General features: G+C 70.9%; 9 protein-coding genes and 1 tRNA gene. All 10 read left to right on the top strand.

What is annotated here, in order from left to right; genetic code table 11:
- Positions 1 to 81 precede the first annotated feature (81 nt).
- On the top strand, positions 82 to 3,810 hold the full coding sequence (locus OHA19_RS07005; RefSeq protein ID WP_405718637.1) for a ThuA domain-containing protein: 3,729 nt from the start codon (positions 82 to 84) through the stop codon (positions 3,808 to 3,810).
- Positions 3,811 to 4,049: 239 nt separating this feature from the next.
- Entirely contained in the window at positions 4,050 to 5,168 is a 1,119-nt protein-coding gene (locus OHA19_RS07000; RefSeq protein WP_405718640.1) for an inositol-3-phosphate synthase, read from the top strand.
- Entirely contained in the window at positions 5,165 to 6,319 is a 1,155-nt protein-coding gene (locus tag OHA19_RS06995; protein ID WP_405749685.1) for an SCO3242 family prenyltransferase, read from the top strand. Before OHA19_RS07000 ends, OHA19_RS06995 begins: the two co-directional genes overlap by 4 nt.
- Complete coding sequence (locus OHA19_RS06990; RefSeq protein ID WP_405718645.1) at positions 6,316 to 7,173, top strand: sugar phosphate isomerase/epimerase family protein; 858 nt, start codon at positions 6,316 to 6,318, stop codon at positions 7,171 to 7,173. Before OHA19_RS06995 ends, OHA19_RS06990 begins: the two co-directional genes overlap by 4 nt.
- A 21-nt stretch (positions 7,174 to 7,194) precedes the next feature.
- On the top strand, positions 7,195 to 7,860 hold the full coding sequence (locus tag OHA19_RS06985) for an EboA domain-containing protein (protein ID WP_405718648.1): 666 nt from the start codon (positions 7,195 to 7,197) through the stop codon (positions 7,858 to 7,860).
- On the top strand, positions 7,860 to 8,708 hold the full coding sequence (locus OHA19_RS06980; protein WP_405749683.1) for a TatD family hydrolase: 849 nt from the start codon (positions 7,860 to 7,862) through the stop codon (positions 8,706 to 8,708). The genes OHA19_RS06985 and OHA19_RS06980 overlap by 1 nt, the downstream gene beginning before the upstream one ends.
- Before the next feature lie 4 nt (positions 8,709 to 8,712).
- Positions 8,713 to 9,888 (top strand): metabolite traffic protein EboE, encoded by a 1,176-nt coding sequence (eboE, locus tag OHA19_RS06975; RefSeq protein ID WP_405718654.1) that lies wholly within the window; start codon positions 8,713 to 8,715, stop codon positions 9,886 to 9,888.
- On the top strand, positions 9,885 to 11,291 hold the full coding sequence (locus OHA19_RS06970) for a nucleotide pyrophosphatase/phosphodiesterase family protein (protein WP_405718656.1): 1,407 nt from the start codon (positions 9,885 to 9,887) through the stop codon (positions 11,289 to 11,291). The genes eboE and OHA19_RS06970 overlap by 4 nt, the downstream gene beginning before the upstream one ends.
- A gap of 30 nt (positions 11,292 to 11,321) precedes the next feature.
- Positions 11,322 to 12,353, top strand: coding sequence for a sugar phosphate isomerase/epimerase family protein (locus tag OHA19_RS06965; RefSeq protein ID WP_405749681.1), 1,032 nt, complete (start codon positions 11,322 to 11,324; stop codon positions 12,351 to 12,353).
- A gap of 358 nt (positions 12,354 to 12,711) precedes the next feature.
- Positions 12,712 to 12,799 (top strand) — tRNA-Leu (locus OHA19_RS06960).
- The last annotated feature ends 184 nt before the right edge of the window (positions 12,800 to 12,983 follow it).

Here is a 12,983-nt window from a genome sequence, read left to right as displayed (position 1 = left end):
GGACGACCCGCGCGGCAGTCCCCGCGCAGCACGGCACGGCAGCACCCCGCCCGTACAACCGGCACACTCCGGAGGACACTCGTGCACAGAACCACCACCCGAAACAGGGACAGAACACGGCTCCGCGTCCGCAAATCCCTAGCGCTGTTCACGGGCGGTCTGCTCGCCGCGGCCACCCTGGCCCTGGGCGCCACGCCCGGAGCAGCCGCGACAGGTCCGTCCTCGCCGGCCGCCACCGACGCGGCGGCCGAGGAATTCCAGCAGGTCACCCTCGCCAAGGGGGTGGCGGAGACCGGCGAGCCCATGACGCTGGCGGTGCTTCCCGACCGCAGCGTCCTGCACACCGCGCGCGGCGGCGAGCTGTGGCTCACCGACAGCGGCGGCGACACCACGCTCGCCGGTGTCCTGCCCGTCTACTCCCACGACGAGGAGGGACTCCAGGGCGTCGGCGTCGACCCGGACTTCAGCAAGAACCGGGCGATCTACCTCTACTACGCGCCCCCGCTGGACACCCCGTCCGGCGACGCCCCCGAGAACGGCACCGCCGCCGACTTCGCCAAGTTCGACGGAGTGAACCGGCTCTCGCGCTTCGTCCTCAAGGAGGACGGGACGCTCGACACCGCCAGCGAGAAGAAGGTCCTCGACATCCCGGCCTCGCGCGGCATCTGCTGCCACGTCGGCGGCGACATCGACTTCGACGCGCAGGGCAACCTCTACCTGTCGACCGGCGACGACTCCAACCCGTTCGCCTCCGACGGCTACACCCCGATCGACGACCGGCCCGACCGCAACCCCGTGTTCGACGCCCGCCGCAGCGCCGGGAACACCAACGACCTGCGCGGCAAGATCCTCCGTATCAGGGTCGCCGACGACGGCACGTACACCGTCCCCGAGGGCAACCTCTTCGCCCCGGGCACCGACAAGACCCGGCCCGAGATCTACGCGATGGGCTTCCGCAACCCCTTCCGCTTCACCGTCGACAAGCCCACCGGCATCGTGTACGTCGGTGACTACGGGCCCGACGCCGGTGCGGCCGACCCCAAGCGCGGACCGGGCGGCCAGGTCGAGTTCGCCCGCGTCACCAAGGCAGGCAACTTCGGCTGGCCTTTCTGCACGGGCAAGAACGACCCGTTCGTCGACTACGACTTCGCGACCAAGACCTCCGGCGCGGCCTTCGACTGCGCCGCGCCCAAGAACACCTCCCGGTACAACACCGGTCTGGTCGACCTGCCTCCGTCCCAGCCCGCGTGGATCCCGTACGACGGCGCGTCCGTGCCCGAGTTCGGCACCGGCTCGGAGTCCCCGATGGGCGGACCCGTCTACCACTATGACGCCGCACTCGACTCTCCGGTGAAATTCCCCGAGGCCTACGACGGCAACTTCTTCGCCGGTGAGTTCGGCCGGCGCTGGATCAAGCGCATCGACCAGGACACCGACGGTACGGTCAAGTCCATCAACGCCTTCCCGTGGTCGGGAACCCAGGTGATGGACATGACCTTCGGCCCGGACGGCGCGCTGTACGTCCTGGACTACGGCACCGGCTACTTCGGCGGCGACCAGAACTCGGCGCTCTACCGCATCGAGAACGCCACCGGCGGACGCTCACCGATCGCCGAGGCGAGTGCCGACAAGACCTCGGGCACCGCACCCCTCAGGGTCGCCTTCTCCTCGGCCGGAACCACCGACGCCGACGGCGACACGCTCGGCTACAGCTGGGACTTCGGCGACGGCGGCACATCGACCGCCGCCAACCCCACGTACACGTACAAGAAGAACGGCACCTACACCGCCACCGTCACCGCCACGGACCCCACCGGCCGCACCGGCTCGGCCAATGTCCATGTGACGGTCGGCAACACCGCTCCCAAGGTGAAGCTGGAACTCCCAGGCGACGGGCAGCTGTTCTCCTTCGGCGACGAGATTCCGTTCAAGGTCACCGTCACCGACCCCGAGGACGGAACCATCGACTGCTCGAAGATCGAGGTCCGCTTCATCCTCGGCCACGACAGCCATGGCCACCCCATCACCTCGGCCCACGGCTGCACCGGCACCATCAAGACGGAGATGGACGGCGGGCACGACCCCAACGCCAACATCTTCGGCGTCATCGACGCCTCGTACACGGACGGCGGCGGAGGCGGCCAGGCCCCCCTGTCCGGCCACGACCAGTCCGAGCTCCAGCCCCGTCACCGGCAGGCCGAGCACTACAGCGACTCCCAGGGCGTCGCCCCGCAGAACAAGGCGACCGCCCACGGCGGCAAGACGGTCGGCGACATCCACAACGACGACTGGATCTCCTTCAAGCCGTACCTGCTCACCGGATCCACCAAGCTGACCGCGCGGATCTCCTCCGGCGGCGCCGGTGGCTTCCTCGAAGTCCGGACCGGCTCGCCGACCGGCAAGATCCTCGGCTCCGCACCCGTCCCGGTGACCGGCGCCTGGGACAACTTCCAGGACATCGATGTACCGCTGCGCGGCGCCCCGAAGACGTCCACCGAACTCTTCCTGGTCTTCAAGGGCGGTGCCGGAGCGCTCTACGACATCGACGACTTCGAGCTGTCCAACAGCGCCCTCGACAGGACCGCCAAGCGGGTCCTGGTCTTCTCGAAGACGGCCGGCTTCCGGCACGACGCGATCCCCGACGGCATCGCGGCGCTGAAGGAACTCGGCAAGGACAGCAACATCACCGTCGATGCCACCGAGACGGCCGGCCAGTTCACCACCAGTAACCTGGCCCGCTACGACGCCGTGGTCTTCCTCTCGACCACCGGTGACGTGCTCAACGCCGACCAGCAGAAGGCCTTCGAGAACTACGTGGCCACCGGCGGCGGTTACATGGGCGTCCACGCGGCGGCGGACACCGAGTACGACTGGTCCTTCTACGGCGGACTCGTCGGGGCGTACTTCTCCTCGCACCCCGCCATCCAGCCCGCCACCGTCCGCGTCGAGGACCACAGCCACCCGGCCACCGCGGACCTCGGCGACGAGTGGAACCGCACCGACGAGTGGTACAACTACCGCACGAATCCGCGCGGTCAGGCCAAGGTCCTCGCCACCCTCGACGAGACCACCTACACCGGCGGCACCATGAAGGGCGACCACCCCATCACCTGGTGCCAGACATACCAGGGCGGCCGCTCCTTTTACACCGGCCTCGGCCACACCAAGGAGTCCTACGCCGAACCGGACTTCCGCAAGATGCTCCTCGGCGGCATGCGGTACGCGGCCGGGCAGGTGAAGGCCGACTGCAAGCCCGACACCGGCTACCGGTCGATCTTCAACGGCAAGACGCTCGAAGGCTGGAAGCAGGCGGGCCCCGGGAAGTTCGACGTCGTCGACGGTGAACTCCGCTCCGAGGGCGGCATGGGCCTGCTCACCTACCAGGCCAAGGAGCTGGGCTCGTACTCGCTCAAGCTCGACTGGAAGATGCAGGGCGACGACAACTCCGGTGTCTTCGTCGGCTTCCCGGAGTCCGACGACCCGTGGTCCGCAGTGAACAACGGCTACGAGGTCCAGATCGACGCCACCGACGCGGCCGACCGCACCACGGGCTCGATCTACACCTTCAAGGCGGCGAACGCCAAGGCCCGTGACCAGGTCCTGCGGCCGCCCGGCCAGTGGAACAGCTACGAGATCAAGGTCCAGGGTGAGCGTCTCCAGGTCTTCCTCAACGGAGTGAAGATCAACGACTTCACCAACACCGATCCGGTCCGGAGCCTGAAGAGCGGCTACATCGGCATCCAGAACCACGGTGCCGCCGACCATGTGTCCTTCCGCAACATCCAACTGAAGGAACTGCCCTCGGCGTAGGGCACCCACCCCGGCGACGGCGGGCGAGGAAGGAACACCCTCTCCCGAGTAAGGGGCACGCTCCTGCGGGACAGGGCCCCCTCCTCCGAGGCAGGAGAACGCCTTCCCCGGAGGAAAGAACGCCCTTTCCCGAGGCAGGAGCACCCTCCTCGCCCGCCGATACCCGACCGGTCCTGTCCCTCCGCCGTACAGCGCCACCCGCTCTGCCCAGCCAGCACCCCCAGCCAGGGAGGCAGCCCGTGTCAGCACCCGCCGTACGTACCGGAGTCTGGTTCATCGGAGCACGCGGCTCCGTCGCCACCACCGCCACCGCGGGGTGTGCGGCGGTCGCGGCAGGGTTCCACCCGGCGGCAGGCATGGTCACCGAGACCCCGCCCTTCACCGGCAGCGGGCTGCCCCCACTCACCTCACTCGTCTTCGGCGGACACGACACGGCCGGCTGCCCACTGCCGAAACGAGCCGAGGCACTGGCCGCCGGGGGAGTGCTGCCGCACGGACTCCCGTCGGCGGTGCACTCCGAACTCGCCGCCGCGGACGCCGGGATCCGGCCCGGCGGACCACTGCCCGGCGACACCCGCAGCGACGAGGAACTCATCACCACCTTCGCCGCCGACCTCACCGACTTCACCCACCGCAACCACCTGGCCAGAACGGTCGTCATCAACGTGGCGTCCACCGAACCCCTCCCGGACCCCGGCGAACTACGGCTGCCCGCCAGCTCGCTCTACGCGGCCGCGGCGCTGCGGGCCGGCTGTCCCTACATCAACTTCACCCCCTCCACCGGGCTGCGCACCCCCGCTCTCCAGGACACCGTCGCGGACTGCGGACTTCCTCACGCGGGCCGCGACGGCAAGACCGGCCAGACGCTGCTCCGCTCCGTGCTTGCCCCGATGTTCGTGCAACGCGCCCTGCCCGTACGGGCCTGGTCGGGCACCAACCTGCTGGGCGGCGGGGACGGAGCGGCGCTGGCCGATCCGGGCGCGGCGGCCGCCAAGAACGCGGGCAAGGAACGTGTCCTCGCCGACACCCTGGGAACCGCGCCCGAGGGCGAGGTCCACATCGACGACGTGCCGGCCCTCGGCGACTGGAAGACCGCCTGGGACCACATCGCGTTCGACGGATTCCTCGGCGCACGGATGGTGCTCCAGACCACCTGGCAGGGCTGCGACTCGGCACTGGCAGCGCCCCTGGTCCTGGACCTCGCCAGGCTGGTGGCCCGCGCCCATGAGCGCGGGCTGAGCGGCCCGCTGCCGCAGCTCGGTTTCTATTTCAAGGACCCGGACGGTGGTCCGGCCGCGCTCTTCGAGCAGTACCAGGCGCTGCTGGCCTTCGCGGAGACGCTGCGGGAGGAACGATGACGGCAAGCGCCTGGGCGGAACTGCTTCGGGTGTCCGCGCTGTTCACCGTCCCCGGCGACGCGCTGGCCGGGGCGACGGCGAGCGGCCGGCGCCCCGACCGGGCGACCGCGCTCGCCGTCGGCGCCTCGCTCTGCCTGTACGAGGCGGGCATGGCACTCAACGACTGGGCCGACCGCGAGGAGGACGCCGTCGACCGCCCGCACCGGCCCATTCCCTCGGGGCGGATCGCACCCGGAGCGGCCCTCGCGGCGGCGGGCGCGCTGACCGCCACCGGGCTGGGGCTCGCCGCGCGGGCCGGCCGTCCGGCCCTCACGGTGGCCACCGGACTGGCGGCCACCGTGTGGGCGTACGACCTCCGGCTGAAGCACACTCCGGCCGGGCCCGCGGCGATGGCCGCCGCACGCGGACTGGATCTGCTGCTCGGGGCCACCGCCACGGGAGCGACCGGACGGACGACGGGGCCCGGGACGGCGCCGGATCCGGCTGCGCGCGGCTCCGTTCTCGCAGCCCTTCCGGCCGCCGGTCTGCTGGGTGCGCACACCTACGCCGTCACCGCCGTCTCCCGGCACGAGGCGCACGGCGGATCGACCACCGCACCCCTCGCCGGACTCGCGGCCGTCGCCGCACTGGGCGCGGCGGCCCTGCACTCCCGCCACGGGCGGCGCGAAGCCCGGGAGCCGGCTCCGCACACCGGACCCGGCGGACAGGACGAGTCGCCCCCGCCCCGCCCCCGGCGCCGCCTCCGTCCCCTGCCCCGCCTCCGTCCCCTGCCCCGCCCCCTTCCCCTCCCTCGTCCCCTTCCCCTCCCTCGTCCGGTGTTCCGCTCGCCGGAGGCGCTGTCCTTGCCCGTGCCCGGCTCCGGCCCTCGTCCGGTGTTCCGCTCACCGGCGCCGCTCGCCGTCACCGCCCCCGGCCTCGTGCGCACCGCGCTCATCGCCTCCTACGTCCGGACCGCCGCGGTACCGCTGCTGCACGCCGCGCTCAACCCCTCCCCGCCGCTCACCCAGCGCGCCGTCGGCGGCGGCATCCGGGCGATGATCCCGCTCCAGGCCGCCCTCGCCGCCCGCACGGGAGCGGTCGGCACGGCGCTCGCCGTCATGGGACTCGTACCGATCGCCCGCACCCTCGCCCGGAAGGTGAGCCCGACATGACGATCCGCCTCGGCTACGGCACCAACGGGCTCACCGACCTCCGCCTGGACGACGCCCTCGGACTCCTCGCCGACCTCGGGTACGACGGGGTCGGCCTGACCCTCGACCACATGCACCTCGACCCCCTCGCCCCGGACCTCGCCGCCCGCACCCGCCACGTGGCGTCAAGGCTCCAGGAGCTGGGGCTCGGTGTCACCGTCGAGACCGGCGCCCGCTATGTCCTCGACCCACGCCGCAAGCACGGTCCGTCCCTCCTCGACCCGGACCCGGAGGCCCGCGCCGCCCGCACCCGGCTGCTCGTCCGGGCCGTCCGCGTCGCCGCCGACCTCGGCGCCCACGCCGTGCACTGCTTCAGCGGCATCACCCCACCGGACACCACCCCCGACACCGCCTGGCAGCGGCTCACCGATTCCCTCGCCCCGGTCCTGGACGCCGCCGACCGCTCCGGCATTCCGCTGGCGATCGAACCCGAGCCCGGACACCTCCTCGCCACGCTCGCCGACTTCCACCATCTGCGCGTCCTCTCGGGAGACCCAGCACCGCTCGGGCTGACCCTCGACATCGGCCACTGCCAGTGCCTGGAACCCGCCATGCCCGTCGACTGCGTCCGCGAGGCCGCGCCCTGGCTGCGCCACGTCCAGATCGAGGACATGCGCCGCGGAGTCCATGAGCACCTCCCCTTCGGTGAGGGCGAGATCGACTTCCCGCCCGTACTCGAAGCACTCGACACCCTCTCGGACACCGGCTACCGGGGCCTCACCGTCGTCGAACTGCCCCGGCACTCCCACGCAGGTCCCGAACTCGCCCGCAAATCCATCGAGTTCCTCCGCAAGCACACTCCGTCGAGCCGCTGAACCGCCGAAGGGAGCGACGCCATGCCGATATCCCCGACGAACCCCCCGCTGCTGGCCCGCAAGGAACTCGACGCACAGCTCGGCGGAGCCGCGCGCGCCTGGCTGGACGAGGCGCTCGCCGAGGCCGAACACGCAGCCTCCCACCAGGACACCGAGCAGCCCGGCAGCCCCTTCGCCGTCCGCCCGTGGGAACTGCGCTACGCCACGGCCGGCCGGCACTGCGGACTCGAACACGCCGACTCCGTACGCGCCCTCCTGCTCATCGAAGCCGGTGCCACGCTGCCGGCTCTGACCAGGCTCTACGAACAGGGCACCGCCGCCGAACGACGCGCCGTACTGCTCACCCTGCACCGGCTGGACCTCGGCCCCACCGCCCTCCCGCTCGTCGAGGACGCCCTGCGTACCAATGACACCCGGCTGATCGCCGCGGCAGTCGGCCCGTACGCCGCCACCCATCTCGATGCGCACAACTGGCGCCACGCCGTTCTCAAGTGCCTTTTCACCGGGGTCGATGTCGAAGCCGTCGACGGACTGGCCCGACGCGCCCGCGGTGACGCCGAACTCGCCCGCATGCTCGGTGACTTCGCCGCCGAACGCATCGCGGCGAGCCGCAGTGTCCCCGCCGACCTCACCCGTGTCCTCGAACTCACCACCCCCGGTGCCGCCGCCCCCACGGAGGAGTCCTGATGCGCATCTTCGACCCGCACATCCACATGACCTCCCGCACCACGGACGACTATCAGGCGATGTACGACGCGGGGGTCCGCGCCCTGGTGGAACCCTCCTTCTGGCTCGGCCAGCCCCGCACCTCGCCCGCCAGCTTCTTCGACTACTTCGACGCTCTGCTCGGCTGGGAACCCTTCCGCGCCGCCCAGTACGGCATCGCCCACCACTGCACGCTCGCCCTCAACCCCAAGGAGGCGAACGACCCGCGCTGCGTCCCCGTCCTGGACGCCCTGCCCCGCTATCTCGTCAAGGACTCCGTCGTCGCCGTCGGCGAGATCGGCTACGACTCCATGACCCCGGCCGAGGACACCGCCCTGGCCGCCCAGCTCCAGCTCGCCGCCGACCACGGCCTGCCCGCCCTCGTGCACACCCCGCACCGGGACAAGCTCGCCGGGCTGCACCGCACCATCGACGTCATCCGAGAGTCCCGCCTTGCCCCGGAGCGGGTCCTGCTCGACCACCTCAACGAGACGACCGTGAAGGACGCCCTGGACAGCGGCTGCTGGGCCGGCTTCTCCATCTACCCCGACACCAAGATGGACGAGGAACGCGTGATCGCGATCCTCAGGACCCACGGCACCGAGCGGATCCTGGTCAACTCGGCCGCCGACTGGGGCCGAAGCGACCCGCTCAAGACCCGCAAGGTGGGCGACGCGATGCTCGCCGCCGGGTTCGGCGACGACGACGTCGACAAGGTGCTCTGGCGCAACCCCGTCGAGTTCTACGGGCAGAGCGGCCGGCTCCAGCTCGGCACCGCCACGCCCGAACCCCTCCACGAAGGAAACTCCATCCTGCGCGGCGGGGAGTGAGGCGATGCGCTTCCGCCACCCCGACGGCTCCACCGTCCACCTCTCGTACTGCACCAACGTCCACCCCGCCGAGACACTCGACGGTGTCCGCGCCCAACTGCGCGACCACTGCGAACCCGTCCGCAGACGCCTCGGCCGCGACCGGCTCGGCATCGGCCTCTGGCTCGCCAGGGACGCGGCCCGCACCCTGATCAACGACCCGGCCGAACTGCGGTCCCTGCGCGCCGAACTGGACCGCCGCGGCCTGGAGGTCGTCACCCTCAACGGCTTCCCGTACGAGGGATTCGGTGCCGACGAGGTCAAGTACCGGGTGTACAAACCGGACTGGACGGACCCGGAGCGGCTCGCCCACACCACCGACCTCGCCCGGCTCCTTGCAGGCCTGCTTCCCGACGACGCCACCGAAGGAACCATCTCCACCCTCCCGATCGCCTGGCGCACCCCCTTCGACTCGGACCAGGAAGCGGCCCGCACGGCACACACCGCGCTCACCACCCTCGGCGAACGCCTCGACGCACTCGCCGAACTCACCGGCAGATCCATCCGCATCGGCCTCGAACCCGAGCCGGGCTGCACCGTCGAGACCACCGCCGACGCCATCGCCCCCCTCACCGCCATCGGACACCCACGCATCGGCATCTGCATCGACACCTGCCACCTCGCCACCTCCTTCGAGGACCCCGACACCGCCGTCGACGCGCTCGGCGCGGCGGGCATCCCGATCGCCAAGGCACAGCTCTCCGCCGCCCTGCACGCCGAACACCCCCACCTCCCCGAGGTACGCACCGCACTCGCCGCCTTCGCCGAACCCCGCTTCCTGCACCAGACCCGCACCAGCACCGCTGCCGGACCGCGCGGCACCGACGACCTGGACGAGGCCGTCACCGGCCGGGCCCTGCCGGACGGAGCCCCCTGGCGCGCCCACTTCCACGTCCCCCTGCACACACCACCCGCACCACCGCTCACCTCCACCCTTCCCGTACTCCGATCCACACTGACCCGCCTGGTGGGCGGCGGACGCCCCCTCACCAGGCACCTGGAGGTCGAGACGTACACCTGGCAGGCGCTCCCGGCCGCGCTGCGCCCCCGTACCCGGACCCAGCTCGCCGACGGCATCGCCGCCGAACTCACCCTCGCCCGCGACCTCCTGGTCGACCTCGGCCTCAAGGAGCTCCCATGACCACCGCCGAGCAACCCACCGGGACCGCCACACCCACCCCTCTCCTCGTCATCGACGTCGTCGGCCTCACCCCGCGGCTCCTCGATCACATGCCGCACCTGAAGGCCCTGGGGCAGTCCGGCACCCACGCCCCCCTCGGCACCGTCCTTCCCGCCGTCACCTGCGCGGCCCAGTCCACCTTCCTCACCGGCACCACCCCCGCCGAGCACGGCATCGTCGCCAACGGCTGGTACTTCCGCGAGCTCGGCGACGTCCTGCTCTGGCGCCAGCACAACGGACTGGTCGCGGGCGACAAACTCTGGGACGCCGCCCGTCGTGCCCACCCCGGCTACACCGTCGCCAACATCTGCTGGTGGTACGCGATGGGCGCCGACACCGACATCACCGTCACGCCGCGCCCCGTCTACTACGCCGACGGCCGCAAGGAACCCGACTGCTACACCCGGCCGCCCGCACTGCACGACGAACTCACCGAGAAATTCGGCACATTCCCCCTCTTCCACTTCTGGGGCCCCGGCGCAGACCTCGTCTCCTCACAGTGGATCATCGACGCGACCCGGCACATCCTCGGCACCCGCCACCCCGACCTGGCTCTGTGCTACCTCCCGCACCTCGACTACGACCTCCAGCGCTACGGCCCCGACGACCCGCGCTCCTACCGGGCCGCGGCCGAACTCGACCGCGCCATGGCCCCCCTCCTGGACGACGCCCGCCGCGAAGGCCGCACCGTCGTCGCCCTCTCCGAATACGGCATCACCCGCGTCGACCGGCCCGTCGACATCAACCGGGTTCTGCGCCGCGCCGGCCTCCTGGAGGTCCACACCCAGGACGGCATGGAGTACCTCGACCCGATGGCCTCCCGTGCCTTCGCCGTCGCCGATCACCAGCTCGCCCACATCTACGTACGCCGCCCGGAGGACCTCGAAGCCACCCGCGCAGCCCTCCAGGATCTCCAGGGCATCGAGCAACTCCTCGACGACGAGGGCAAGAAGGCACACGGCCTGAACCACCCACGCTCGGGCGAACTGGTCGCCGTCGCGGACCCGGACGCCTGGTTCACGTACTACTACTGGCTCGACGATGCCCGCGCGCCCGACTTCGCGCAGCTCGTCGAGATCCACCGCAAACCCGGCTACGACCCCGTCGAACTCTTCCTGGACCCCCAGGACCCGTACGTCCGGGTCAAGGCCGCAGCGGCCGTCGCCCGCAAGAAGCTGGGCCTGCGCTACCGCATGGCGGTAGTGCCGCTGGACCCGTCACCTATTCGCGGCAGCCACGGCCGCCTTCCGCGGAGCGACGAAGAAGGTCCGCTCATCCTGTGCTCCACCCCCCACGCTTTCACCGGCCCCGTCCGGGCCACCGAAGTGAAGTCCTTGCTTCTCGATCTTGCCGGACTGCACTGACAACGTCCCGCCCCCAGAAGGAGTTCCCCCATGAGTCGCCGCACCCCCGTCGACGCCGAGCTCGCCCACAGGCTCAGCCGGCGCTCCATGCTCGGCGTGGCAGCCGGAGCCACCGCGGCCGCCCTCCTCGGCGCCGCCGCCCCGGCCGCCACCGCCCAGGGCCGGCCCCAGGGCGATCCCCTGCTGCCACCCGGCCGTCTCGGAATCCAGCTCTACACCCTTCGCGACAAGGTCTCGACCCTCGGCTTCGACAAGGTCTTCGCCGAACTGGAGGCGTACGGCTACGACGAGGTCGAGTACGCCGGCTACACCCAGGGCTCGGCCGGCGCCATCACGCTCGCTCAGCTCAAGCAGCTCACCCGCGACCACGGGCTCAAGGGCATCGGCAGCCACGTCGGCTACTACGACAACAACAACCCCAACGCCTACACCTTCGCGCAGAACCTCACCAAGGTCCTCGACGACGCCCAGGCCCTCGGCCTCAAGCACGTCGGCACCGCCTCGGGACCGTTCCGCTACGGATCGACGGTCGACGCCTGGAAACGCGCCGCAGCCGACTTCAACACCTACGGCGCCGCGGCCAGGGAGCGCGGCATGAAGTTCTACCAGCACAACCACGCCGAGGAGTTCTCCTTCGCCACCGACCGGCCCGACGTCCGCCTCTACGACGTGCTGCTCGCCGAGACCGATCCCGATCTGGTCTTCCTGGAGATGGACATCTACTGGGCCTACGTCGGCCAGTTCCGGTTCGGCAAGCGGGCCGACGGCACCCCCGACACCTTCGACCCGCTGCACTACGTACTGAAGCAGCCCGACCGCTACCCGCTCTTCCACGTCAAGGACGGCGAGCACGACATAGCGGCCCGCGACGGCTACCGCATGGTGGACGTCGGAGACGGCGACATCGACTACAAGAAGTTCCTCTCCGCCGTCACCAGGACCCACGGCGGCCGCCGTGACCACCACTGGCAGGTGGAACACGACCAGCCGATCGTCGACTCCTTCACCACGGCCCGCCGCTCGGCCGCCTACCTTCACACCCTGCGCCGGAAGGGCTGCTAGGCCATGGGCGCGCGGCGGCCCTCCTCACGAGCGGAGGGGGAGGGCCGCCGTCGCTCGTCCCACGGCGTCGCGGCAGCGGTCGACGAATGACGGAATGCCGCACGGACTTCGTCGTCCCGCACCCGGTGGGTGCCGTCCAGGGGGTGCGCGGCGCCGGCGCAAGCCATGACCTGCCTCTGGGCTCGCACTGTGCGTACGGTCGCGAACACGGTCCGTGGCTCAGGCGGATCCGGTGCCGCAGGAGTGCGCCGGGTGAGGCCGACGCGCCGCACTGACCACCGGAAACGCAGGTGAGAGGCACGCCGAACCCCTGGTATTGTTTTCCATGTCGCCGCGGGAAACCGGGGCCGACCACCTGGTCCGGGTGGCGGAATGGCAGACGCGCTAGCTTGAGGTGCTAGTGCCCTTTATCGGGCGTGGGGGTTCAAGTCCCCCCTCGGACACCAGTAGGAAATCAGTCAAGTGCCGGTCGGGAATCTTCCCGGTCGGCATTTTGCGTTGCCGGGCCTGTCCCGCCAGGGATCACGCGGCAGCCCCCAGCGCCTGGATCTCGCGCGTGACGCCGCGTCCGCACTCGTGTACCCAGTGTTCCTTCCTCTCGGCCGCCTCATCTTCCGTCGCGCTCGTCAC

The organism is Streptomyces sp. NBC_00012 (assembly GCF_045040875.1).
In the GTDB taxonomy this organism is placed as follows: Bacteria; Actinomycetota; Actinomycetes; order Streptomycetales; family Streptomycetaceae; genus Streptomyces.
The sequence above is the reverse complement of the archived record's forward strand: the minus strand, read 5'-3'. Positions and strand labels throughout refer to the sequence as shown.